The organism is Mesorhizobium australafricanum, assembly GCF_033977265.1.
GTDB lineage: Bacteria > Pseudomonadota > Alphaproteobacteria > Rhizobiales > Rhizobiaceae > Mesorhizobium > Mesorhizobium australafricanum.
Genome location: NZ_JAVIIT010000002.1, coordinates 517413 through 542507, shown reverse-complemented (window position 1 = coordinate 542507; position 25095 = coordinate 517413). Strand labels below are relative to the sequence as shown.

The window sequence follows — 25095 nt, the reverse complement described above, 5'->3', positions numbered from 1 at the left end:
GGATGACATCATTCGTGCCGGCAAATTCGCGATCCTACTTGACCGAGCCCGCCGTCATGCCGGCGAGGAAGAACCTTTGGGCAAGGAGGTAGATGAGCAAGAGCGGTAGCGAGCCGAGCACGCTCATCGCCATCATCTGGTTCCATTCAAAAGCGTGCTGCCCCATCAACAGCTGAATGCCGATCGGCACGGTGCGCATGGACGTTGACTTCGTCAGCGTCAGCGCGAAAAGAAATTCGTTCCAGCACAACAGGAAGGTGTAAACCGACGTCGCCACGATACCAGGCAGTGAAATCGGGACGATCACCCGCCAAAGCGCTGTCCAGCTGGAGCCGCCATCGACAGCCACCGCTTCGTCAAGATCGCGTGGCAAGGTGTTCAGATATCCCGTCATCAGCAGGATCGCGTAGGGCAGGGTAAACACCAGGTACGTCAGGATAAGTGCGACGTAGGTGTCGAAGATGCCATATGAGACGACAAGCCCGAAGAAGGGGATCAAAAGCGTGATCGGCGGGATCGTCTGTGTGCTGATGATGAGTGTGTTCAGGCTGCCCTTGCCGCGGAAATTGAAGCGGCTGAACCCATAGGCTGCCAGCAAGGCGATCAGCACCGTCAGCACGGTCACCGCTCCGGCCACAAAGTAGCTGTTGAAGAAGAAGCGCAGCTTTACCGGATCGCCAAGGATGGCTGCATAGGCTTCCAGCGTGAATGCCTTCGGCAGGATGGTTGGTGGCAGGGCAAAGATTTCGGTGTTCGACTTGAACGAACTGCTCAGCATCCAATAGATCGGGAAGGCTGCGAAAAAGAGTCCCGCGGCAAGCGCGACATGGAGCGCGGCGGTGATCAGCCTGTCTTTCGGCGTGTGCCTTTTCCTCATGGTAACTACCGTGCCTTTTGATAACGAATGTAGAACAGAGTCAGGCCAAGCGAGATCAACAAGATGATCACGGCGCTTGCCGCCGCCTGCGACAGGTTGTAGCTCGAAAAGGCCAGCTTGTAGGTGTAGGTGCTGAGCACCTCGGTCGAGTAGATCGGACCGCCGCCCGTCGTTATCCAGATCAACGGGAAGACCTGCATGGTCCAGATGAAGTCGAGCAGCGAGATGCTGATGATGATCGGCATCAGCTGCGGAATGGTGATGAAGATCAGCTTCTGGTAGGCCTTGGCTCCGTCGATATCCGCGGCCTCGTAGAAGTCCTTGGGAATGCCCTGCAGACCTGCGAGCAGGCTGACCATGAAAAGCGGGTAGCCCGCCCAGATGTTGGCGAAGGTGACGGCGTGCAGCGCGGTCTCGGGCGAGGAAAACCACTCGACCTTGGAACCGATGATGCCGATCTGCAAGAGAATGCTGTTCACGACACCGTTCGGCTCGAGCAGCAGGCGCCAGATCACCGCGATGATCACCGCGGTGAACAGCCAGGGCAATATGTAGAGCACGCGCAGGATATTGCGCAGCGTCGGATTGATGCGGTCGCTGTTCAGCATGAGCGCGAAGATCATTCCGATGGTCATCTGGAACACGACACTCATGCAGGTGAAGTAGAGCGTGTGCCACAGCGAGGCCCAGAACACGGGATCAGCAAAGATCGCCTGGTAGTGTTTCAGTCCGGCAAAGGATGGGTCGCGGCGCAGCACCGCGCTGTTCTGGAACGAATAGGAAATCACCGTCACCATCGGCAGCAGCATCAGAAGGCCGATGATGAGCAGCGAGGGTGAGAGGTAAAGGTACGGTGCGACCGCTCGTTTCAGTCTGTGGTGAGAGCGCTTCTGCCGGGCCATGTGCCAACCTTGGGATACGCCTTCAAGAGAAGGGGAGCTTCGGAACCAGGACCATCTCACATTGCCGATCCGATGTTGTCGGGTGGCCTGACCGAAGTCAGGCCACCCGACCGAAGATCGCAACGAAACAGGCCGATCAGAATTTCGCCATCCAGCCCTTCTGAGCGTTGGCTGCGGCTTGTTCCGGAGACTGCTCGCCGGCGAGCATCTTCTGAGCTTGCACGCCGAACTGGGTCATCAGGTCTTCAGCCACCGGCAGACCCGTGAACTCGTTGGCGAGATAGCCGGTCTTGAAGATTTCGAAAGCCTTGCCGAAAGCCTTGTCGGAGGTCACGAAATCGGGCTTGGCGTTGACGTTGCCCGGGAAGGCGTTCGCAAGCGACACCAGCTTGGCGTTCACCTTTTCACTCATCAGATATTGGACGAGTTTCCAGGCCTCTTCCTGATGTTTCGAGCCGGCAGAGATGCCGATGCCCCAGGAGGCATAGGGAAGGCCCCGCTTGCCGCTATAGTTCTCCACGACCGGGACCGGGATGAGGTCGAAGTTCAGCTTGGGATTGCGCTTGCGGATGAGGTTCACATGCGCGAGCGAGTCGATCATCATGCCGACGCGGTCGTTGACGAATTCCTCGACCTTTTCCTGTTCAGTCTTGGTGGCGATGCCGGGCGAGACGGTGCCGGCGTCGTTGAGCGATTTGACGAAGGTGAGCATATCCACCACCGGCTTGCCCTCGAGGTCGGGCTTGCCGTTCGCCATCATCGATTGGCCCGAAGCCCAGACCCACGACATCATGTCGTTCTGGACGCCGGACGGCGTTTGCAGCGACAGGGGCAGCACCCAGCCATACTGGTTCTTGTCGGCATGGGTCATCTTCTTGGCGGCTTCGAGAAACTCCGCGCGGGTCGACGGCAGCTTGGTCACGCCGGCCTGGGCGGCGAGGTCCAAATTCACGAAGACCGGATAGACGAACGAAGCGACCGGGAACATCACCGCCTTGCCGTCCACCTTGATGATATCGGCGACTTGGGCTTTGTCGAAGCCGCTCGCATCCATCATCGGGTTCATGTCGGCGAGCGCATTCTGCGCGTTCAGATTGTTCACCCAGGCGCCGTCGAGACCGACGACGTCGCTAAGCGTTCCGGTAGCGGCACCAACCGAGATCTGGTCTCGCGTGGTCGCATAGGGGCCGCTGACCAGCGTCACCTTGATGCCGGGGTTTGCGGCCTCGAAGTCATTCATGATTGCCCTGAGAGAGCCGGCCGGCAATTCGGGCTCCCACCATTGGGTGAATTCCAGTGTCGTGTCCGCCATGGCGCCGGTCGCGGCAAGCAACCATGCGGCCGCGGTCATTTTCAGCATCGCGGGTCGTATCCGAAACGTCATTTTCTCCTCCTTCTTTAAGATCGGCCGCACAATGCGGACGATCGTCTGGTTTATTCAGAAGTCTTCATTCGCGGGCGCCTCGCCCTCGCCTGCGGGCCTTGCCGCAATTCTTCAGATCGCCAGATGCGTCTCGGGATCGAAGAAATGCAGCTTGCTATCATCCAGGGCCAACCGGATTTCCGAGCCGGAGCGGACTTCGCTGACCGGCTCGAATTTGGCCACCGCGTTCGACGCCAGGCCGAAATCCTCCACCGCGTCAGGATCGCCGGAGTCCACGCGGACCGCGTCGATGCTGAGATGGACGATGTGTTCGGATCCGAGCTCTTCGATCGATGTCACCTTTCCCGGTATCGTCTGGTACTTGCGGCCGGATTCGAGGCCGCTGTCATAGAGATCCTCCGGCCGGATCCCGAACACGACCTTGCGCCCCGCATAGGGCTTCAAGCCCGGCCTGCGCACAAAGGCTGCATCCTGCAGCCGGATGGCGAAGGCGCTGGACCTCAGTTCGTCGCCGGTCAGGGTCGCCTCGAAAAGGTTCATCGACGGAGAGCCGATGAAGCCGGCAACGAAGGCGTTCACCGGCGATTCATAGAGCCTCTTGGGCGTGTCGATCTGCTGCAGCACGCCGCCTTTCAACACCGCGACCCTGTCGCCCATCGTCATCGCTTCGGTCTGGTCATGGGTCACGTATATGGTCGTCACGCCGAGCTGCTTTTGCAGGCTGGTGATTTCGGCGCGCATTTGCACACGCAGTTTCGCGTCCAGATTGGAAAGCGGCTCGTCCATGAGAAAGGCGGCCGGCTCGCGGACCATGGCGCGGCCCATGGCAACCCGTTGACGCTGTCCGCCTGAAAGGTTCGCGGGTTTGCTGTCCAGCAGCGACGTCAGCTGAAGGGTTTTGGCGATCTCGTCCACGCGCTTTTTGCGCTCGGCCTTCGGCTTGCCCGCCAGCCGCATCGAAAAGGCGATGTTTTCGAACACCGTCATATGCGGGTAGAGCGCGTAGCTCTGGAAGACCATCGCGATGTCGCGGTCCTTGGGCGGCATGTCGACGACGTCGACACCGCCGATCCGAAGGCTGCCGCTGGTGACGTCCTCCAATCCTGCGATCATTCGCAACGCGGTGGATTTGCCGCAACCTGAAGGCCCGACGAGAATCAAGAACTCGCCGTCCTCGACCGACAGGTTCAATTGGTCGATTGCGTGAAAATTGTTCCCGTAGGTCTTGCAGATATTCTCAAGAATGACTTCTGCCATCTTCCTCCCTCCACAAGTATAAGCCGATTTATTTTCTGTTCTCCTCGGCTCGGGGTCGCTTGCAAAATATTTCCTGGGATAGTCTCAGCCTATGTTCCAGTGTCGAGCTGGGTATATTTGAGTCCGGTTGCCGACGGAGCGTTCGTCGATGTCAGGAGTTCCGTGACCTGGTCGTCGGTTGGAAGCGCTTCACGCCCGCCACGCCCCATTATCGATAGGGCCGCGGCGGCGGCCGCGAATGCGACCCGGCCTCCGGTGTCGGCTCCGCACGTCAACGCATGCGCATAGGCACCATGAAAGCAGTCGCCAGCGCCGGTCGAGTCGACGACGGCAACCCGGTGCGGGGGCAGGTGCCAGAGCCCTGTCTCGTCACGCCCGCGATAGTAGACGCCCCTGCCGCCATCGGTCAGAACCACGGCGGATCGCGACGGCAACCACAATGCGTCGAGCATCTCGGCGGGCGATCGGCGGCCCGTTGCGGTCCGTGCAAAGCCGAGCGGAAGAATGAGATGGTCGCAGAGCTCGATCAACCTATCCGTGGCCGGGCCGCCGCTCCATTCGATATCGCCGAGAATGGCGAGGCCGAGATCGCGAGCCCGGGCCACGACCTCCAGAGACCGGATCGCGTAGCCGTCGACGATCAGGACGGTCGCGCGGCTGAGGATCTCGTCCGGAAAGTCCGGCGCGGTGCCCAGCATGGCGTCGTCGTCATACGCGATGAACCGGTCCCCGTCAGAGCCGACGGTGATCCGCGAGCGTACCGGGCGCGCGTCGGGGTGGCGCGGCGCGAATGCGGTTTCAACACCGCTCTCTATGAGATCGCACAGCACCGCGTCGTCCGCGGCACTGCCCAGCCATCCGATGAACCCGGCACCTCCGCCGAGCCGCGCGACGGCGGCAAGCGCCGTCGCGACATTGCCCCCGAAACCCCGAGCACTTTGCAGCACCTTCCCTTTGCCCGCCGACAGCGGCTGATCGACATAGACGATGTCGTCCATCGCAATAGCACCGAAGCCGAGGATTGCGGGGACGGTGGGCATCGTTCAGGCGCCCGCCTTCGTAAGGGCGTCTTGCGCCGAAAGGCCGTCATGGATGACGCTCCGAAAGGCAAGCGCGGCCTTCTGAGGATCGCCGTGCCCCCAGAGATTGCGACCCACCACGGCGCCGCGCGCACCGGCGCGGATGGCGTCCGCCGTCTGCTGCAGCGCGCCGAGCAGCGTATCGGTCTTCGGACCGCCCGCGATGACGACCGGCACCGGGCAGGTCCGAACGGTCTCGCGGAACGACTCGAAATCGCCCGTGTAGCCGATCTTGATGACGTCGACGCCGGACTCGTAGCCGATGCGCGCCGCATAGGCGATCTCGTCGGGGGTGAAGACGATTTTTGCCCCGTCGGTGAAATCGCGGGGGTAGATATGCGCCACCACCGGCATGCCGTAGCGGGCCGCCGCATGCACCGAATCGGTCAGCCAGCGTATGTACTTGCCCTCGGTTGCGCCGCGCACCGGAATGGCCACGGCCAACGCGTCGGCGCCAGCGCGCACCGCGTCCTCCGGCGTTGCGATCAGCTCGCTGATGCGATCGTCCGGAGTGAAGCAGCCTGCCTGGATCACCAGGGAAGCCTTGCCCGCATATTGCGGCCACAGATGGCGCGCGGTGCCAGGCTGGATGCTGACGTAGTCGGGTTTGCCCGCCATGACGCGCGCGAGTGCACCCGGCAGGTCGGCAAGACCGCCTTTGCGCACGTCGCCATAGCCGACGAAGTGGTCGACCGCGCCGCCAAAAAGGTTCCCCGATGGATGCGAGAAGAGGCGCGCAAGACGCACCTTGGTGCCTAGGCTCATGAGTAGAAAATTCCCCAATCGTTTGATTTCAAAATCCTGAACCCAGTGTTTGCGAAAGAAAGGAAAAATACAATCTTTCGAAAGCTTTCGAATTTGCGTATTTTTGGTAGAGTGAGCCGAGGCCAGAGCGGTTGCCTGGCGCAGAGAGGCAAGGGCAGGGCAATGTTGTCGGAGCAGAGACGCCAATCGATCCTGAGTGAGGTGCAACGCAGCGGACAGGTTCGCACGAAGGACCTGTCAGACGGTTTTGGCGTGTCGGAAGTCACGGTACGCTCCGACCTCGAGATCTTGGACCGCAAGGGACTACTGACCAAGACCCGTGGCGGGGCGGTGACCCGGACCACCGATTCCACCACGGCCGCATTCGCGCGGCGGATGCAAACCAACCTCGAGGCAAAGAAGCGCATCGCGCGAGCGGCGGTAGAACTGTTTGAGGACAACCAATCGGTCATCTTCGACGGTGGCTCGACATTGATGCAGGTTGCCATGCAATTACCGCCGCTCAACAATGTCGTGGTCGCCGCCACGGCGATGAATATCGTGCAGCATCTGATGCATCGGCCCGGACTCGACGTTCACATGATCGGCGGCCGCGTCTATCCAGACACGGTGAGCACGTTGATCACCGATGCCGACACGGCACTCGGCGGCATGGTGGCGCATCAGGTTTTTGTTGGAGCGCATGCGATAGACTCCTCGCTCGATGTGGTCGACGTGAACGAAGACATGGCGCGAACGAAGCGATACCTCGTGCGCATGGGCCGGCGCGTTGTCCTCCTCGCCGATTCGAGCAAATGGGGCGTCAGCGGCACCTCCAAGGCATTCTCGCTGTCGAGCGTCGATGTGGTGATCACCGACGATGGCCTGCCTGGTCCGATACGGACCCAGCTCGATAAGACGCGAGCCAAGGTGATCTATGTCTGACCCGTCGCGTTCGCTGGCTCTTGTCGGCATCGAGAGTGGCTCCGCTAAATCGCCGATCCGGCTTTGAGGCCGGCGGTCTCGCTCTGCCGCATCCGCTCGACGATCTCGGCCATCAGCGCCAGGTCGCGACGCGAGTCCGCGAGATCGGTGAGCGGCTTGGTCCCTTCGACGATGTGGCGATGGAATGTCTCGAGCTCGTTCGAGAAGGCGTCGCCATAGAGCGGCCCGAACGTCTTCGTCACCGGGCCGAGCAGGCCGGCGTCGGTCACTACCAGCCGGGTCGGCAGGCTGCGGATATAGGGCGTGTCGTAGATGATGCGCACGCGCCTGGTGTTGGAGCGCACCTCGATCATGGCGTCGAACAGGCCGAGATCGTCGACGACGGCATCATAGAGGCAGGCGAAATGGCCGTAGTCGAAGGTGACGGATGTGTTGGCGCCGCCATTGGTGCGGTGCGCAGCAATCACGCGTGACGGCTCGCCGATCAGCCCGCGCATGGCCGAGATGTGGTGCGAGGAGAGAGCGGTCAGCCCGCGATAGGCGCGCACCAGATCGACGGGCGCGTCGGCGCCCACTATCTCGCGGATCAGCGCGTCCCGCTCCTTGGCGCCGCGCGCCAGAAGGGCGGGGTCGATATCTTGGGGATAGAGGATGTTCCGGCTCTTCTTCAGGAAATGCCGGCCCTCCGAGATCAGGTCGAAGATGCGGACATGGGTGATGTCGGCGTGGTCGGGAAGTTCGTTCCTGGCGGCCAGATAGGCCGGCGCGTAGCGGCGCATGTAACCGACGAAGAGGGTCTTCCTGTAGGCCGGCATCAGCGCCAGCAGCTCGTCGATCTCGCGCACCGTGAGGCAGGCGGGTTTTTCCAGGAGGATGTGCTTGTCGGCTTCGATCGCGGCGCGCACGAAGCGGCTGTGGGTGTCGTCGGACGAGAGCACGAACACCACGTCGATGTCGGGCGAATTGATCAGCGCCTCGGCGCTCCCATAGGCTTTCGCGGTGGCATAGTTCGAGGTGGCGAGCGCCACCAGGCTCGGCGAGACGTCATAAACGCCCCCTATCGTCCAGCGGTCGCACTGGTCGGCCAGAACAGGCAGATGGATCGACTGCGCGACCTCTCCAAGACCGACAAGACCGACACGAAGTGGTGCCACTGCTAACTCCTTCCGATTTCAAGCCTGAGGTTGGCTGCGCCGGCGGCCGGCCGTTGATTTCATAAGCGGATCACGCCGCGCCGGTGACCAGCGCGACGAGCTCGTTGCCCGATGTCTCGGATGCCCGCACCGTCGCGGCCATCTTGCCCGCGCGCATCACCCAGATCTGGTCGGACAGGCGGCGCACCTGATCGAAATTGTGGCTGACCAGGATGACCGAGACCGACTGTTCGCGCAGGCGCCGGATCAGCGCCTCGACGTTCGCCGTCTCCTGCACGCCGAGCGCCGCCGTCGGTTCGTCCATGACCACCAGTTTGGCGCCCGAGCCGACGGCGCGGCAGATCGAGATCGCCTGCCGCTGGCCGCCCGACAGGCGGCGCACACGCTGGTTGATCGACGGCACGTTGATCGACAGCCGCGACAGCATCGCGCGCGCCTGTGTTTTCATCGCCTTGCGATCGAGAAGCGTAAGCGGGCCGATGCGCCTTACGATCTCGCGATTGAGGAACAGGTTCTGCGCCACCGTCAGTTCGTCGATCAGCGCCAGGTTCTGGTGCACGGTCTCGATGCCGGACTTGCGCGCGCCGTCCGGGTTGGAGAACGGGTGTTCGCGGCCGTCGAAGACGATCGAGCCGCCATCCGGAACATGCACGCCGACCAGGCAGCGGATCAGCGTCGACTTGCCGGCGCCATTGTCGCCGATGACGGCGGTGACCTCGCCGCGGCGCGCCTGGAAGGCGACATCGGTGAAGGCGCGCACACCGCCGAAATGCTTGCTCAGGCCCTGGCAAGCGATGATCGCGTCTGAGGCGGCGAAGGGCGGGACGGCGCTCATTTCTGGTACCGCATGATTAGCGCCGCCAGCACCACGATGGCGCCCACGGCAAGCGGTTGATAGAAGGCCGAGACGCTGAGCAGCGTCAGCCCGTTGACCAAAGCGGTGAGCATCAGCGCGCCGATCGCGGGGCCTAATATGCTGGCGCGACCGCCGAACAGGCTGACGCCGCCCAGCACCACCGCGGCCACCGAGTTCAGCAGCAGGCTGGTGTTGATCAGCGGTTCGGCCGAGCCGATCCGCGCCACCAGCAGGATGGCCGCGATGCCGGCGCAGAGGCCTGAAACGGTGTAGGCGGCAATCTTGACGCGGCCGGTGCGGATGCCGAGCGCGCTGGCGCTTTCGGCCTGACCGCCGGTGGCGAGCAGGTGCACGCCGAAGCGCGTGTGGTAGAGCGCGACATGCGCCACGACGACGGCCGCGATCGCCACCCAGACCGGGTAGCCGAACGGCCCGAACGAGCCGGAAGCGAGCTTGAGCAGGAAGGTGGAGCCGACCATGGTCGGCTCGCCGCCCGACAGGATCAGGCCAAGCCCGGTGATGCCGGACAAGGTGCCGAGCGTGACTACGAAATCTGGGATTTTCCCGGCGGTGATGATGAGGCCGTTGAGCAAGCCCAGCGTGCTGGTGGCCAGCGCGCAAAGCACGCAGGCGATGAAGATGCCGTAGCCGGCGGCGTTGACGAGACCGAGTATGACGGCGCCCAGCATCACCGCCGCCGCCAGCGACAGGTCGATGCCCGATGTCGCCACGACGAAGGTCTGGCCGATCGACAGCACGACCAGGATCGCCGCCGCCAGGAGCAACGCCTGCAGATTGGCGACGCTGAGGAAGACCGGCTGGGCGATGCCGAAGATGATGACCAGCCCGACCAGGCCGACGACGGACGCCCAGTCGGCCCAGAAGGAGGGATCGAGGAGGAGAGCCGCAAGGGAGGAACGGCTCTCCTCCGGCGCGCCCGCCGAGTGGGCGACGGGCGCGTTATCGGTGGAATTGCTCACTTCAGCAGCTCGCGCAGCGGATCGGGATAGTCGCCGCCGGGGCGCGGGAAGTTCTTCAGCGAGGCCTCGGCATTGTCCTTATTGATCAGGAGAACGGGCGCCGGCACGTTGGCGGGCAATTCCTTGCCCTTGACCGCCGCCTTGCAGGCCTCGACGCCCATGGCGCCGACGACATAGGGATATTGGGCGACGGTGGCGGTGAGCTCGCCGGCCGCCACCGATTTCAGCGCGTCGACGATGCCGTCGAGGCCGATCACCTTGACGTCCTTGCCAGAGGTCTGCACGGCGCGCTCGACGCCGAGCGCCATGATGTCGTTGGCTGCGAAGAAGCCGGCGAGATCCGGATGTGCCGCCAGGATATCGGTGGCCGCGGTCAGCGCCTTCTCGCGGTCCCAGTCGGCGCTCACCATCACCACCACTTCGAGCTTGCCCTCGACGGCTTGCTTGAAGCCCTTGATGCGGGCGTTGGAGCCGACGTCGCCGACGATGCCGGCGACCAGCGCGACCTTCGAACCCTTCGGCACCAGCTTCAGCATCTCCTCGCCGGCGAGCGCCCCGGCGGCGACGTTGTCGGTGCCGATATAGGTCGAGACGGTGAAGCCGGCGGCCTTGGCCTGCTCGGCGTCGATGGTCGAATCGATGTTGATGATCGGCTTCTTCTTCTGGGCCACTGGCACCAGCGCCTGGACGAGGTTGGAGACGCTGATCGGGTTGACCAGGTAGCAATCGAAGTCCTGCAGGGCCATCGCGGTCAGCCGGTCGGCTTGGCCGGTGGCGTCGCCCATGTTGGCGGCGGCCTGCACCGTGACATTGACGCCGTCGGCCTTCGCTTGCTCCTCGATGCCCTGCTGCATGGTCTGGAAGAACGGGTTGTCGAGACCCTTGACGATGGCCGCCACCTTGGCTGCGTCCTCGGCATGGGCCGGGACCATCATTGTCGTTGCAAGCAGGCCCGCGCCGATCGCCAGGCAATTGAACATGCGCATATGTCTTCCTCCTCCGGATTTCTGATTGTCGGGTCGTACTTCTGCGGACGGCATGCCTGGCGGGACACAAGCAACCCCGGCACTTGCGTTGGAAAACTGACAACCGCGGATTGCAGCCCCGGTTCGGGTCTGTTCTGCGCCAGGCATTTGCTCCTCCCAAAGCGCTGGCCGGGTGCCTTGCCAGCATTTCCGCATGTTTTAGAAGAATTTGACACGCGTCAATAATTAAAGTGATTTGCAGTTCGTTTTTATGTGCTGCGATGCAACAAGGAGTGAGGCAAGCGCTGGCCCCGCCGACGGCTGGTAAGGTCGGAGAACACCCGCGCCGAGGGGGTCGGCCCGTCGAGGTGAAATCGGCGGAAGCGATGGCGCGATGTCGAGCGCGATCGGACTATGCAGTGCGGGCCGTGTCGGCGCCTTGGTCCTGCACCATCGAAAGCGCCGTGCCCGGCTCGCCCTCCCACAGGATAAGGCTGGCAGCGCCGACCAGCCCGGCGCGGTCGCCGAGCTTGGCCGGCACGATCGGCACGTCGCGATAGGCTTGCATGGCGCGCTCGTCGATCGTTGCCCGGATCCCCGGCTCCAGGAGGTCGAAACCGTTGGACAGCCCGCCGCCCATCACGATCACCTCGGGCGAGTAGAGATGCAAAAGGTTGGTGAAGCCGATGCCGAGCCAACGCGCCTCGGCGTCGAGCAGCTCGCGCGCGATCGCTTCGCCTGTCCGCGCCGCCTCGACGACATGGCGCGCAGAAACATCGCCGTTGCGGGAAAGCCGCCGGAGCTGCGACCCGTCGCCCGGCGCGGTCAGCTGTGTCGCCCGGCGTCCAAGCGCGGTGCCGGAGGCGACCGCCTCGAAGCAGCCGACATTGCCGCAGAAGCAGCGGTCGCCTTCGCCGGTGATCGTCATGTGGCCGATCTCGGCGGCCAGCCCGCGTCGCCCATGATAGATATGGCCGTCGGCGATGACGCCGCCGCCAATGCCGGTCGACACGGTGACGAAGACAAGCGATTCCGAGCCACGCCCGGCGCCGTAGCGCCATTCGCCCAGCGCCGCCGCATTGGCATCATTCTCCAGCCGCACCGGCAGGCCGAACTGCCGGCTCAAAATGTCGATCATCGGCACATTGTGCCAGCCGGAGAGCGTCGGCGGCCCGATGACGATGCCCGCCTTAGGATCGAGCGGGCCGGGTGCGCAGGCGCCGATGCCGATCACCTTGGCTTGAGGGTGCTCCTTGAGCAGTTTGCCCGCCAGCCCGATGATCTGGCCGATCACCGCTTCCGATCCCGCGCCCGCCATCGTTGCCTCCGAGGCGCGCGCGATGACGTCGCCGCTGCGTCCGACCAGGGCGCCGCGCAGCTCCGTGCCGCCGAGATCGAACGCCAGCGCGAGCGTGCTCATCAGGCGGCGGCCTTCAGCCCGTGCAGCCAGCCCATGCGCTGCGCGAGGTCGGGATCGCCGAAGGCGAGAGAGCCGAGCACCACGGTGTCGGCGCCGGCGGCGCGGAGCAGCGGCACCGTCTCGTGACGGATGCCGCCATCGGCGGCAAGGATGATGTCGGCTTCGCGGCCGGTTTGCCTCATCAGCGCCCGCGCCTCGATCAGCCTTGGGCATGCCTTGTCGGACAGGCTCTGCCCCTTGACGCCGATCGAGGTGCCGAGAAGCGTCACGAAGGCGACGTCCGGCAGGAAGGGGACGATTGCCGTGACCGGCGTCTCCAGCCGCAGCACCACGCCGGCCTCGGCGCCGAGCTCACGCGCCAGCCGCACCGCGCGCCGGCCCGCCTCGCCATTCTCGGCATGGATGGTGACGAGGTCGGCGCCGGCTTCGATGAACTGACGCGTCTGCGCCTCGACGATTTCCGCCTCGACCATCAGGTGCACGTGGATCGGCTTGGCCGTCAGCTTGGCGATGCGTGCCACCAGGTCCGGGAAGAACAGGAAGCCGGGCGTGAAGCGGGCGTCCGCCACGTCGATGTGATGCAGGTCGGCATGGGCTTCGATCCGCTTCAGGTCGCGCTCCATGTTGGCGAGGTCCGCCGACCACAGCGAGAATTCGCCGATCAGCCGGTTGCGGGGCAGGGCGGCGATGGCGGCGGGACCGGAGAGAGGCTTGGCGGTCATGACGGAATGGGACTCCGGACGTTTGAATGCGTTTGCAGGAAGGACGTGATTTGCTGGTGCAAGTCGCTGAAATGCTTCTCGCTGTCGCGCGCTTTCGGAGTGATTTCGGCAAAGACCGCGTTGGGCATCGCGGCGGCAAGCGTGTAGGCTGAAGACAGCGGGTGCACGGCATCCATTGCGTTGCCGACGACCAGTGCCGGAACGTCGAGCGCGGCCGCGTCGCGTGCGGAAACGCCGGGACCGTCGCCGGCGATGTTGGCAAGCACTTGCGCGAATGCCCTGGCGTCGGGCCGGTCGAAATAGCCGAGCAGCGAGGAAAGATTGTCAGGCGCCTCGTGATAGAGTCGCGTGGCGGTCTCGGATTGCGCGAACATCCTTCGACCCTTGTCGGTCCCGTGTTCGAGAATGAGTTCGGCGACCTCGGCGATAGGCTGCATGTTTTGTGGCGCGGCGGAAAACGTCCATGCCGGGCGCACCAGGATGAGGCCGGCGATACGTAGCGGATAGTGGTAGGCGAGGCGCAGCGCGATCGCCGCGCCCATCGAGACGCCGCCGGCAACGAAGCGGTCGAGGCCAAGCCGATCGGCGGCCGCAATGACGTCATCGGCGAACATTTCGAACGAGAATGGCCGCCGCTCGCCAAGCCCGGAGCCGCCATGCCCGCGGCATTCGATCGTGATGCGCCGGAAGCCGTCGGGAAATGTCTGCGCGGCCTGCGCTTCGCCGCCGCCCAGGCCGTGCTGGAAGACGACCGCCAGGCCTGCCCCGGTGTCGGTGATCCGCAGCCTGGCTCCGTCGCGCAACAGCGTCGCCATCACGCAAGCTCTTTCAGGAAGCGGGCGACGCCGGGTGCCTCTTCAGCCGACACCCCGTGCGTCACCAGCGGCCCATCGAAGCCGGTGGCTTTCAGCCGGGCGATGAAATCGGCAAAGTCGACCACGCCTTGCCCGGCGGTGGCGAAGCGGCCGTCGGCGAAGCGATCCTTGGCATGCGCCAGCGTCACATGACCCGCGGTGCGTTCGACCGCATCGGCAACGATGGCGCGCGCGGTCCGCGCGGTCGCCTGTTCGAACAGATTGGCCGGATCGAGCACGATGCGCAGCCGCTTCGAGCCCATCTCGACGATCAGCCGCATTGCGTCGCCGGCCGAGGTGACGACGTTGGCCTGCTCCGGCTCGATGCCAAGATCGACGCCGTGGCGCTCGGCGATCGGCAGGGCCTTCTCCATCTCGCCCGCCATGTCGGCCCAGGCCGAAGGGTCGGCATTGTCGGGATGGTGCGCCCACTGGTCCTCGGCGTTGCGCGTTCCGGTGCAGAGCGTCACGAGCGGGATCGAAAGCCTGGCCGCCGTCTCGATGATGACCGCCAGCCGCCCGAGCCCGTCGTCACGCACACGGCTATCCGGATGCGCCATATTGTAGGTGCCCGAAAGCGCGACGAGGGAGACATTTGTAGCCTTGGCGGCGGCGTCGATAGCGCGGATCGCATCGTCCGGAACCGCGTCCGGCATCGACGGCAGGCCGGCGCAGGCAAGGTTGAACTGGGTGACCGCAAAGCCCGCCTCGCGCACGGCGGCCAGCACGCCGGCCGGCTCGCTGCCCGGGAAGGTCTTGGCGAACACCCCGACCTGCATCAGACCGCTCCCGTGACGCCGGCGAGTTCGACGCGCTCGCCGCTCTCAACCGAACGGGCGATCGCCACCATGGCGCGGATCGAGGCGAGCCCGTCCTCGACGGTGGCGCCGCGCTGCGGCGTGCCGTCGAGCACGGTGTCGGCGAGGCCTTCCAACTGGCGGCGGAAGAAATGGCCGTCGGCGCCGAGTGGCTTGCGCGAGGTCGCATCCTTCTCGTGAAAGATGTCGACTTCGCTGGCGCGGAAATACCAGGGATTGAAGGTCTTCGCGATCACCGAGCCGTTCTCGCCATAGAGCTGGAAGCCTTCGTGCCAGTCCATGCGAACGGCGACGGTGAGGTCGAGATGGCCGAGCGCGCCATTGGCGAATTCCGTCTCGACGAACCAGCAATAGGCGCCGAAACGCTCGTTGAGGCGCGCGCGCACGGCCGTGATCTCGCCGCACAGGAAGCGCGCCGTATCGACCAGATGCGAACCATGCGCCAGCATGAAATATTGCCTGAGATCGGCCTTCGGATTGCCGCCCGGCTTCTTCGCGAGCTTGCTGGTGACGGGCAGCGGCTGCACGGCATCGGTATTGGCGTAGCGATGGGTGGAATCGCAATACCAGGCCTTGAGCGCCAGGATATCGCCCATCTCGTCGCGAACGAAATCGCGCGCCGCTTCCAGCGCCGGGTCGAAGCGCTTCATGTGGCCGACCTGCAGCACCTTGCCGGAACGCTTGACCGCCTCGGCGAGCTTCTCGCCTTCCTCGACCGAAACGCCGATCGGCTTTTCGCAAAGCACATGCTTGCCGGCTTCCAGCGCCTTGATCGACATCGGCACGTGATAGGCGTCCGAGGTGGCGACGATCACCGCTTCGAGCTCCGGATCGGCAAGCATCTCGTCATAGTCGCCATACATTTTCCGTGGCTCGTAGGTCGCGCCCATGCGTGCGAGCAGATCGGGCGCCGCGTCGCAGATCGCGTAGAGGTCGGCATTGGCAGCCTTCACACAGGATTCCAGATGCGCGAACTGGGCGATCGGCCCGCAGCCGAGCACGCCGACACGAAGGCGACGGTCTTTCTTGCCGATCATCGTCTCAGGCTCCGTAGCCGCGCATGGTCTGACGGTTGGTCTTGATCGCGCCTGCCGGATCGGCGGCCGCAGTTTCGGATTCCTCCTCGAGCACCAGCCAGCCATTGAAGTTAGGCGCCGCGCTCGCGATCTCGATCACCTTGGCCGTATCGCAGATGCCCTTGCCGAGCATCGCCCACGTGCCGCTCGCATCGACGTCCTTCAGATGCACATAGCGGATGCGGTCACGATAGGTGGTGAGCGTGTCGACCATATCCCGGTGGCCGCGCAATATGTGGCCCGTATCAGGCACCCAACCGACCAGCGAGGCGTCGATCAGTCCGAAGATGCGGTCGTAATCGGCGCGGTCGAAGAGTAGCGTGTTGTGATGCGAGCTTGGATGCACCGCGACCTTCACCCCAGCCTTGCGGCCGATCTCGCCGGCCTTATTGTAGACTTCGGCGGCAATGGCGAACTTGTCGTCGCGCGGGCCGTCGGAGACCACGGTTGCCGAGCCCATCGAGACCAGCGCGCCAGGGAAGGCAGCGGCGAAGTCGATCCACCGCTTGGCGATATCGAGGTCGGCGCCGATCTGGTCCTTCAGGGTAAAGCCACTCTTGGAACCAAATGCGAAGGAGACCAGTGTCAGGCCGGACGACTTCAATGCAGCTGCGAACTCACCCGGCTTGCCGGCATAGCGGCCGATCATCCTGTCGGTGATCTCGATGCCGGCATAGCCGCCATCGGCGATCGCCTTGATGAGATTGTCGGGGCCGCCGGTGAATCGGTCTCCCAGCATCTCCCAGGTGAAGGTCTGGCAGCCGACTTTAAGCTCTTTCACGTTTCATCCTTTCAAGTCCTTGATGCCGTCCCGCGTCAGGCCCTCGATGACCTGGCGCTGGGAGAACAGCGTGACGGCCGGCGGTCTCCAATGCTGTATCAGCATTTTCATATGCTCTCGAAAAATTTTACGCGCGTCAATATTTAAAATGCTGTATAGCGAATCTCGAAAAACGGTCCGCCGCGCCCGCGGGAGGATAGACCGGAACGCTGCCGGATTGGGAGGCTGGGAACGAAAATGCACGCAAAATCAGGCGCGAAGCTCGGCATCGGGGTCATCGGATGCGGCAACATATCGATGACTTATCTGCGCAACGCCGCACTTTTTTCCGGTGTGGAATTGCGTGCCTGCGCCGACATTTCCGCCGATATGGCGGCACTTCGGGCAAAGGAATATGGTATCCGCTCGCTCGGCGTCGATGCGCTGCTGGCCGATCCCGAGGTCGATCTCGTCCTCAACCTCACCATTCCGTCGGCGCATTTCGACATTTCCCATTCGGCGCTTTCGGCCGGCAAGCATGTCTTCACCGAAAAGCCTCTCGCGACCTCGGCCAGCGACGGTCGCAAGCTTATCGCCGAGGCCGCGAGGCGCGGACTGCTCTTGGGTTCGGCTCCCGACACTTTCCTGGGCGCTGCCGGTCGCCGCGCGCGCCGGCTGGTCGATGACGGCGCGATCGGCCGCGCCGTGACCGGCACTGCCTTCATGATGGCGCGCGGCATGGAGCACTGGCATCCCAATCCGCAATTCTACTATCAGCCTGGCGGCGGTCCGGTCTTCGACATGGGGCCGTACTACCTGACGATGCTCGTCAACCTGCTCGGTCCGGTCGCTCGCGTCATGGCGATGGCGACGCGCGGCCAGGAGGAGCGGCTGATCACCGCCGAAGGCCCTTATAAGAACACCAGTTTCAAGGTCGGCACACCGACCAGCATCCTGTCGCTGCTCGAATTCCGTTCCGGCGCCACCGTAACCTTCGGCGCCTCCTGGGACGTCTTCAAGCATTCCAACCACCCGATCGAGTTGCACGGCACGGAAGGGTCGCTCAGGCTTCCCGACCCGGACACTTTTGGCGGCACCGTCTCGATGTCCGCGCGTGGCGCCGACTGGACGGATTTTGCAAGCGAGAGCGAACTCTATGGCGCGCGCAACTGGCCCTATGCCGCGCCCAATCGCGCCAACTACCGTATGCTTGGCGTCGCCGACCTGGCGCGATCGCTTTCGGAAGGCAGGAGGCCGCGCGCTTCCGGCGAGCTTGCGCTGCATGTGCTGGAGATCATGGAGGCTATCTTGGCTTCGGGAGAAAGCCGCGGCTCGGTTGCTGTGATGGGGACCGTCGACCAGCCGCAGCTGCTCGGCGAAGACGAGGCAGCAAGCCTGATCGCCTGAGGAGGGATCATGACGGTATCGCTCGATCCACAGGCCCAAAAAGTTCTCGATCTCGGCCGGCTGGCGCACGAGCCGCCATTCGAGACCGGCACGCCCGAAGAGGCCCGGCGGGCTTACGAGAATGGCTTTCCCGAGCTGCAGGGCAAGCGCGAAGTGGTCGCCTCTGTCAGCGAGCGGACTATTGTCGGGCCAGTCGGGCCACTCACTCTGCGCCTCTATCGCGGACAGGGCGCGCCTGACGCCAACGCCCCTTCGCTGCTTTACCTGCATGGCGGCGGCTGGGTGATCGGCAATCTGGATTCGCATGACGAGATCTGCCGCTGGTTTGCCAACATGGCGAATTGCGTGGTCGTCTCACCCGACTATCGGCTGGCGCCGGAACACAAATTTCCGGCTGCCGTCGAGGACTGCGAAGCCGCTCTCTCCTATATCCGTGATGCGGCCGACGATCTCGGCATCAATGCGCGGCGCATCGCCGTCGCCGGCGACAGCGCCGGCGGCAATCTCGCCGCCGTGCTCGCCCTATTGGCGCGGGGCGACCCACATCGATTGACCGCACAGCTGCTGTTCTATCCGAACACGGACGCCTCTCAGGCGGCAGACAGCTATCGCCGCTTCGGCGAGGGTTTTGGGCTGACCGCTCCGACCATGGCATGGTTCCGCGACCACTATGTGCGCGGCGCCGCTGATATCGACGACTGGCGTGTCTCGCCGCTCAAAGCCGGGGGCCTTGCGGGAGCCGCGCCGGCCTTCATTGCCATAGCAGGCCATGACATCCTCGCCGACGAGGGCGAAGCTTACGCGCAACGCCTGGAGGCGGACGGTGTGCCGGTCGCGCTCAGACGCTGGCAGGGGCAGATTCACGGCTTCGTCTCGATGGGGCGCCACGGTCCGGCGTCGCGGCAGGCGGTCGAGGCGGCCGTTGCCGCATGGCGAAAATTCGATCTCGCGTTCTAAGGTCGGTTGAGATCAGGCCGACTGGCGCATCACCAGCGTCGCGTCGAGTCTGACCTTCGGCGCGACGACCGTGCTGTCCTCGTCGAGCAGGGCAAGCAGCGTCTCGACGCTGCGCCCGGCCATCGCCGCGAAATCCTGCGCCATGGTGGTGAGCGCCGGGCAGGTGTAGCGGCTGAGCGGATGGTCGTCGTGGGCCGCGACGCGCAGGTCGCAATCCGCCTTGCGGCCGACTTTCAGCCCGCTCGAGAAGGCGGCGGCCATCACGCCGAAGGCGAGGCGGTCGTTGTTGCACAGGATCGTCTTGCCCGGCAGGCCGCCCTGGTTCAGCATCTTCTCCATCTGCTCGTAGCCGATCCGCTCGAAATCCCAGGTGTAGGCCTTGGTGTTGCCGATGACGACCGGCTCCTGTCCGAGCCGCTTCATCGACTTGACATAGCTGTTCAATCGTTCCGGCGAGTTGTGGTTGATGTGCGGGATGTCGAAATAGATTGGGGGCTCGCCGGATCTGCACAGGTAGTCGACGATGGTCGACACGCTCTGACCGTTGTTGTTGCCGACGAACGGCGGGCTCCCTTCGAGATACGTGTCGAAATAGACGATCGGAATGGCCTGGGTCAGTTTCTCCAGCGCACGGTGGTCCGAGCGCAGGCCGAGCGGCGCGATCAGCGCGCCGGACACTTTTAACGACAAGATGGTTCGTGCCGCCTCGGCCTCGAGCTCGGTCGAGCCGTGCGATGAGATGACGATCGGCCAGTAGCCTTCGTCGCGCAGCCGAAGCTCGATCCGGCTGACCATCTCGGAATAGAAGGGATCGGCGACCGTCGGCACGACGATTCCGATGCTCCGGGTGCGCTTGCGGTTGAGGTTGCGGGCGAAGAGATTGGGCTGGTAGTCGGACGAGCGCAGCGCATCCTCGATGCGCTTTTGCGTCGCCGGCTTGACGCTGGTCGGATCGTCGAAATATTTCGATAATGTCGGCCGGGAGACGCCACAGGAACGGGCGAAATCCTGCATCGTCTTGTGCGTCATCGGCATTCAAACCCTCGCGATGGATTTCCGTATCAGAGTCCGTGCCGCCCAGTGATCCAACGCGGTGGCCGGCACGCAACCCCAAAGTTTACAGCATGTTTTACAAGTTTTAATGCGTTGCGAGAAATTATTCCGCACGTAAAATTTGCAAATTGACATAATTTGCAATCCTAACGGAGCTGGCGTTACCGGAGTCAAGCGAGCGTTTGACGAACTGGCAGGTACCGGCCCGAGTGGCCGTCGGTCGACGAAGCCAGGGCGCCAAGAATGCCGGCTTCTGCAAAATGCCACGTTATAACGACAGTCCGCTGTCGGCTCATCTCGGTCGCTGGGTGATAGGCTGCGGACAGTAACCGTTGTGTTCAGCTTGAAGCGTGCCGCGGTGCCGTGACGGTACTTTTTGAGAAACGGGATTGTGCGTAGCAGTGCAGCGAGAGCGATCAGAAAGCCCGATCGATCTCGATAGTCCACGAGACCTCAAAATATTTTACGTCGAAAATTTCCTTTTAAAATCAGTACCGTAGATTTCTAACGGCCCGCACGACGGCCTTCATTACCTAAAAGCTAGAAAAACCAAGCCAGATCAATACTAATCCTTCAGACGGCGCGGCCGAAGCGATCCACCCTGAAATCATCGAGCGGGGTTTCGCAGCGCCCGCTCATCATGAGCTCGGCCATTGCGTCGCCCACGCCTGGGCCGAGCTGGAAGCCGTGCCCGCAGAAGCCGAAAGCATGGAACAGGCCTGGCGTCGTCGCCGATTGTCCCATGACCGGCAGCATGTCACGTACATAGCCCTCGCAGCCCGACCAGGTGCGGATGACCGCGGCCTTTGCGATCGCCGGCAGCAGCCGCGCGACGGCGCGCAACTGCACCGGCAGCCGCATCGGGTCGGCGGCCGCGTGGCCGGGATCGAGCTCCACCGCCACCCTTTCGGCCGCGCCGCCGAAGACGATGTTGCCACGTTCCACCTGACGCAGATACGCCCCATAATCCTTGTCGCGCGTCCAGATGCCGACCACAGGCAGGATCCGGTGTGGCAGCGGCTCGGTCACGCCCATTTGCGGGCCGCGGGCTTCGAGCGGTACCTCCTCGCCGAATTGGGCGGCGATGCCTGCGCCCCAGGCGCCGGCGGCGTTGAGCAGGCACTCGGCGGCGAACGTGCCCTTTGAACTGGCAACGACGAAACTGGAGCCCGTGTGCTTGATCGTCTCGACCTTGGCCCCCTCGACGATTTCCGCGCCGAGCTTACGTGCAGCCTCGGCAAAGGCCGGCGCGATCAGCCGCGGATTGCCGCTGCCGTCATGCGGCGAAAATGACGCCGCGATCGCCCCTGGACCGAGGCCTGGAAAACGGGAACAAATTTCGTTTGGGCCAAGTTCCTCCAACTCGAGCCCACAGGGCCGTGCCGCTTGAGCGTAGGCCCGCATGTCGGCAAGGCTTCCTTCATCGAAGATCAGCCGGATGTGGCCGGTGGCGCGGAATTCCACATCGCGGCCAAGCATCTTTTCGGCCTCGCCCCACAGCCTCAGCGAGCGGTGGGCCAGCGGTAGCTGCGACAGATGACGGCCTGTGCGCCGGATGTTGCCGAAGGAGGCGACGGTCGCCCCGGTGCCGATCCGGTTGCGCTCGATTAGCGTCACGCGCGCACCACGCCGGGCGAGGAAGTAGGCCGAAGCCGTCCCCATCAGGCCGCCGCCCAGCACGATCACATCCATAGTCGTTCCTTAGCGCAGAGCGGCTGATCCTCGGATGCGCCCATCTTGCCGGCGCCGCGGCATTGCGTCAAAGATGGGTTTGGACAAGACCCATAAGTTTGACCTATGGAGTTGCGATGCGAGCCCGGCAGCTCGAAGTTTTTATTGCCGTCATGCGCGCGGGCACCGTGACGGCGGCGGCGCGGATGCTGAACATTTCCCAGCCCGCGCTCAGCCAGATCCTGCTCCACACCGAGGACGAGCTCGGCTTCACGCTGTTCGAGCGGGTGAAAGGCCGGCTGCGGCCGACTCCCGACGCACTGGAGATATTCCCCGATGCGGAGCGCCTGTCGGCCGGGCTGGAGGGCCTGCGCCGCAAGACCACCGATCTGCGCCTCGGCCGGGCAGGACTGGTGAGGGTCGCGGTCTCGCCGCCGCCGGCCATGGCGATACTGCCGCGCGCGTTCACCAGATTCCGAGAGCAGCATCCCAACATATTGCTGCGTTCCCATAGCGCCCCGATCGCCGCGATCGTCGACATGCTGCGCGCCGGCGATGCGAGCCTTGGGGTGGCCATGGACGACCGCTTGCCGCCCGACATCGAGGCTGAGGTGATCGGGAGCATAGGCTTCGCGTGCCTGTTGCCTGCCGGGCACGTGTTGCAGAAGAAGACCGAGCTGATGCTCGCCGATCTCGTCGGGCAGGAGTTGATATCCTATCGCGGAAACACGCGTCCTGCCGACGTACTGGCCCACGCAGCCCACGCGCAGGGTGTCACGCTTTCGCCGTCGCTCGAGATAGATGCGTCCATCTCCGCGGTTAGTTTTGTCCAGGCCGGTCTGGGTGTCGGCCTGGTCGACGCGCTGCTGCCGTGGGAGCAATTTACCGGAGTTGCCGTGAGGCCACTCGCCAACGGGCCGGAACTCCCGATCGCGCTGCTTAGCTCGCGCGCACGGGCGCTTTCGCGAGCCGATGAGATGATGCGCCACGAAATTCGCGCGGCCTGTGCCGCCGTCTTGAGCGAACATCGCGCAAAACCATAAGCAGGACTTATAAGCTTCTCCGTCATTTGTCTTGGACCCGAACCATCCGGTCGTGCCAGCTTTCGCTTGGCAAACAGGAAGGGACGCATCATGGATGGTGCCATTGCGGCGGATGAGGCGCGGAACGGAGCTGACTGGAAGCTCGGCGTCGATATTGGCGGGACATTCATCGATTTCTGCGCGCTCGAATCCCGTTCCGGACGGGTCGCTTCGTTGAAGGTGCTGACGACGCCGGAGGACCCGGGGGCCGAGCTGATGACGGGCCTCGCCCTTCTGGCTGAACGCGAAGGCTTTGATCCTGGGCGCACAACCCGGTTCGTGCATGGCACGACCGTCGGCATCAACACGATTATCCAGCGCAAAGGCGCTAAGCTTGCCCTGTTTACGAACGCGGGCTTCGAGGACGTTATCGAGCTTGCGCGGCTTCGAATGCCGGACATGTACTCGCTGTTCTGCTCGCGGCCGGATCCGCTGATCTCGCGCGACATGGTCTTCGGCATTCCGGCCCGCATGCGCGCCGATGGGAGCGAAACCCACGCGCCGGATATGGCGGCGGTGGAGAGGGCGGTCGCGACGGCGAAAGCGAACGGAGCGCAAGGGATTATCGTGTCCTTCCTCCATGCCTGGCGCAATGCTGCGCAAGAGGCCTCTGTGAAGGCCGCGATCTCCCGTCTTGCGCCCGGCCTCTTCGTCTTCGCCTCGGCCGAGGTCTGGCCCGTCATCCGCGAATATGAGCGCAGCTCGACCGCCATCCTCAACGGCTATGTCCACCCGCGTGTCTCGAGCTATCTGACGGCGCTGGAAGCGCGGCTGAAAGACCGCGGCGTGCCAGCTCGCCCCATGCTGACCAAATCGAACGGCGGCGTCATGAATGCCGCTGAGGGCAAGCGCGCCTGCGTAAACATGCTGCTGTCGGGAACGGCCTCTGGCGTCATCGGCGCCTCTTGGCTGGCGCGTCAGGCAGGCGAAGACAAGATCCTGACACTCGACATCGGCGGGACTTCGGCCGACTTCGCGCTCATCATCGGCGGCGAGGCGCAGTTCGGCACCGGCGAGCTGATCGGCGAGTTTCCGCTCCACATCCCATCGGTGTCGGTCAGTTCGATCGGCGTCGGCGGCGGCTCGATCGCCAGCGTCGATGCGCAGGGTGTGTTACGGGTCGGACCGGAATCGGCCGGCTCGATGCCGGGACCCGCCTGCTACGGTCGCGGCGGCGAGCGAGCGACGGTGACAGACGCCATGGTGGTCTGCGGATGGCTGGGCCACAGCGATATGGCCTATGGCCAGCTCAGGATCGACACCGGACTGGCGCATCGCGCCGTCGGCGAGCTTGCCGCCCGGCTCGGCCGCCCGGTCAAGCAGACCGCGCAGGCGATCCTCGACATCGCGGTGTCGGAAATGTTCGTCGAGGTCGAAAAACTCGCCTCGCGCGCCGGCGTCGACCTGCGCGATTTCACGCTGATGCCCTTTGGCGGCGGCGGCCCGATGCTAGGCGCCTTCCTTGCCCGTGAGCTCGGCATGAAGCGTGTCATGGCGCCGCGCCGCCCCGGCGTGGTGTCGGCGCTAGGCGGGCTGGTGGCTGATCTGCGCGGCGACTTCATCCGCACCATCTTCAGTCCGCTGTCGGCCGCCTCGCTCCCGGCGATCCGCGAGGCCTTCGAGGCGCTTGCGCAAGAAGGCCGCGACTGGCTCGCGGCGCAGGGGCATGATGCGGTCGCGCAACTCAATCTCTCCTGCGACATGCGCTATCTTGGGCAGAGCTACGAGATCGAGGTTGTCCTTTCGCCGGAATGGCTGGCGGACGGCGACGCGGACGCAATCGAGAAGGCCTTCCACCGAACCCATGAGCAGCTCTACGATTTCCATGACCGGGACGGCGCGATCGAGCTTGTGAATGTCCGGCTGTCGGCGATAGGCGCAGGGCCGGCGCTTTCCTTCCCGCGGACCGAGGAGATCGACGCTCCGGCCAACCCGGCGCGCCGGCTCCCGGTCTATACCGGCCGGAGCGTCCAGACCGTCGATCTCCATGACCGGCAGACCTTGGTGCCGGGCAGCACATTCCACGGTCCCGCCGTGGTGGTGCAGGAAGACACCACCTTCGCTATCCCCGCCGGAACGCAGGCGAGGGTCGACCGCCATCTCAATCTCCTTGTGACTTTCGCGGAGTGATG

The 25095-nt window shown here is 64.1% G+C and carries 23 protein-coding genes; 5 read left to right on the top strand and 18 right to left on the bottom strand.

The genetic code is table 11. From position 1 onward, the window contains the following. Positions 1-34 precede the first annotated feature (34 nt). The 6 genes from RFM98_RS06050 to RFM98_RS06025 all read right to left on the bottom strand — a co-directional run bounded on the left by RFM98_RS06050 (position 35) and on the right by RFM98_RS06025 (position 6264). Complete coding sequence (locus tag RFM98_RS06050) at positions 35-877, bottom strand: carbohydrate ABC transporter permease (protein WP_320307983.1); 843 nt, start codon at positions 875-877, stop codon at positions 35-37. 5 nt (positions 878-882) lie between these two features. Beyond that, entirely contained in the window at positions 883-1779 is an 897-nt protein-coding gene (locus RFM98_RS06045) for a carbohydrate ABC transporter permease (RefSeq protein WP_320307982.1), read from the bottom strand. A 136-nt stretch (positions 1780-1915) separates the two neighbouring features. Next, positions 1916-3163, bottom strand: coding sequence for an ABC transporter substrate-binding protein (locus tag RFM98_RS06040; protein ID WP_320307981.1), 1248 nt, complete (start codon positions 3161-3163; stop codon positions 1916-1918). A 111-nt stretch (positions 3164-3274) separates the two neighbouring features. Further along, the gene (locus RFM98_RS06035) at positions 3275-4420 is read right to left on the bottom strand and encodes an ABC transporter ATP-binding protein (protein ID WP_320307980.1); all 1146 of its coding nucleotides are present in this window, start codon (positions 4418-4420) and stop codon (positions 3275-3277) included. A gap of 89 nt (positions 4421-4509) precedes the next feature. Further along, complete coding sequence (locus tag RFM98_RS06030) at positions 4510-5460, bottom strand: PfkB family carbohydrate kinase (protein WP_320307979.1); 951 nt, start codon at positions 5458-5460, stop codon at positions 4510-4512. Between the two features lie 3 nt (positions 5461-5463). Further along, on the bottom strand, positions 5464-6264 hold the full coding sequence (locus RFM98_RS06025; RefSeq protein WP_320307978.1) for a beta/alpha barrel domain-containing protein: 801 nt from the start codon (positions 6262-6264) through the stop codon (positions 5464-5466). Positions 6265-6426: 162 nt separating this feature from the next. Between RFM98_RS06025 and RFM98_RS06020 the strand changes: the two genes are divergently transcribed. Then, positions 6427-7188: a DeoR/GlpR family DNA-binding transcription regulator gene (locus RFM98_RS06020; protein ID WP_320307977.1), complete on the top strand. Its 762-nt coding sequence runs from the start codon at positions 6427-6429 to the stop codon at positions 7186-7188. Positions 7189-7232: 44 nt separating this feature from the next. On the opposite strand, the gene RFM98_RS06015 is transcribed toward RFM98_RS06020, so the two are convergent. The 10 genes from RFM98_RS06015 to RFM98_RS05970 form a co-directional block, all read right to left on the bottom strand. Next, complete coding sequence (locus RFM98_RS06015; protein WP_320307976.1) at positions 7233-8342, bottom strand: Gfo/Idh/MocA family protein; 1110 nt, start codon at positions 8340-8342, stop codon at positions 7233-7235. A gap of 70 nt (positions 8343-8412) precedes the next feature. After that, positions 8413-9177 carry an ATP-binding cassette domain-containing protein gene (locus tag RFM98_RS06010; RefSeq protein WP_320307975.1) on the bottom strand — a complete coding sequence of 255 codons (765 nt, stop codon included), beginning with the start codon at positions 9175-9177 and terminating at the stop codon, positions 8413-8415. Next, positions 9174-10178: an ABC transporter permease gene (locus RFM98_RS06005; RefSeq protein ID WP_320307974.1), complete on the bottom strand. Its 1005-nt coding sequence runs from the start codon at positions 10176-10178 to the stop codon at positions 9174-9176. The genes RFM98_RS06010 and RFM98_RS06005 overlap by 4 nt, the downstream gene beginning before the upstream one ends. Beyond that, on the bottom strand, positions 10175-11164 hold the full coding sequence (locus RFM98_RS06000; protein ID WP_320307973.1) for a sugar ABC transporter substrate-binding protein: 990 nt from the start codon (positions 11162-11164) through the stop codon (positions 10175-10177). The genes RFM98_RS06005 and RFM98_RS06000 overlap by 4 nt, the downstream gene beginning before the upstream one ends. 391 nt (positions 11165-11555) lie before the next feature. Further along, a complete protein-coding gene (locus RFM98_RS05995) occupies positions 11556-12563 on the bottom strand; it encodes an ROK family protein (RefSeq protein WP_320307972.1) in 1008 nt (335 codons plus the stop codon). After that, a complete protein-coding gene (locus RFM98_RS05990) occupies positions 12563-13285 on the bottom strand; it encodes a ribulose-phosphate 3-epimerase (RefSeq protein ID WP_320307971.1) in 723 nt (240 codons plus the stop codon). Before RFM98_RS05990 ends, RFM98_RS05995 begins: the two co-directional genes overlap by 1 nt. Beyond that, a complete protein-coding gene (locus RFM98_RS05985; protein WP_320307970.1) occupies positions 13282-14100 on the bottom strand; it encodes an alpha/beta fold hydrolase in 819 nt (272 codons plus the stop codon). The genes RFM98_RS05990 and RFM98_RS05985 overlap by 4 nt, the downstream gene beginning before the upstream one ends. After that, complete coding sequence (locus RFM98_RS05980) at positions 14100-14918, bottom strand: sugar phosphate isomerase/epimerase family protein (RefSeq protein WP_320307969.1); 819 nt, start codon at positions 14916-14918, stop codon at positions 14100-14102. The genes RFM98_RS05985 and RFM98_RS05980 overlap by 1 nt, the downstream gene beginning before the upstream one ends. Further along, on the bottom strand, positions 14918-15994 hold the full coding sequence (locus RFM98_RS05975; protein ID WP_320307968.1) for a Gfo/Idh/MocA family protein: 1077 nt from the start codon (positions 15992-15994) through the stop codon (positions 14918-14920). Before RFM98_RS05975 ends, RFM98_RS05980 begins: the two co-directional genes overlap by 1 nt. Before the next feature lie 4 nt (positions 15995-15998). Then, a complete protein-coding gene (locus RFM98_RS05970; RefSeq protein WP_320308145.1) occupies positions 15999-16772 on the bottom strand; it encodes a sugar phosphate isomerase/epimerase family protein in 774 nt (257 codons plus the stop codon). 279 nt (positions 16773-17051) lie between these two features. On the opposite strand from RFM98_RS05970, the gene RFM98_RS05965 reads away from it, so the two are divergent. Both RFM98_RS05965 and RFM98_RS05960 read left to right on the top strand, forming a co-directional pair. Then, a complete protein-coding gene (locus RFM98_RS05965) occupies positions 17052-18200 on the top strand; it encodes a Gfo/Idh/MocA family protein (RefSeq protein WP_320307967.1) in 1149 nt (382 codons plus the stop codon). Between the two features lie 9 nt (positions 18201-18209). Next, on the top strand, positions 18210-19157 hold the full coding sequence (locus RFM98_RS05960) for an alpha/beta hydrolase (protein WP_320307966.1): 948 nt from the start codon (positions 18210-18212) through the stop codon (positions 19155-19157). Positions 19158-19169: 12 nt separating this feature from the next. On the opposite strand, the gene RFM98_RS05955 is transcribed toward RFM98_RS05960, so the two are convergent. Together RFM98_RS05955 and RFM98_RS05950 are read right to left on the bottom strand one after the other, a co-directional pair. Continuing rightward, the gene (locus tag RFM98_RS05955) at positions 19170-20192 is read right to left on the bottom strand and encodes a LacI family DNA-binding transcriptional regulator (protein ID WP_320307965.1); all 1023 of its coding nucleotides are present in this window, start codon (positions 20190-20192) and stop codon (positions 19170-19172) included. Between the two features lie 591 nt (positions 20193-20783). After that, positions 20784-21902, bottom strand: a complete 1119-nt coding sequence (locus tag RFM98_RS05950) for an NAD(P)/FAD-dependent oxidoreductase (RefSeq protein WP_320307964.1) — start codon at positions 21900-21902, stop codon at positions 20784-20786. Between the two features lie 116 nt (positions 21903-22018). On the opposite strand from RFM98_RS05950, the gene RFM98_RS05945 reads away from it, so the two are divergent. Together RFM98_RS05945 and RFM98_RS05940 are read left to right on the top strand one after the other, a co-directional pair. After that, positions 22019-22924 carry a LysR family transcriptional regulator gene (locus RFM98_RS05945; RefSeq protein WP_320307963.1) on the top strand — a complete coding sequence of 302 codons (906 nt, stop codon included), beginning with the start codon at positions 22019-22021 and terminating at the stop codon, positions 22922-22924. 90 nt (positions 22925-23014) lie between these two features. Next, entirely contained in the window at positions 23015-25093 is a 2079-nt protein-coding gene (locus RFM98_RS05940) for a hydantoinase/oxoprolinase family protein (RefSeq protein ID WP_320307962.1), read from the top strand. Positions 25094-25095: the final 2 nt, after the last annotated feature.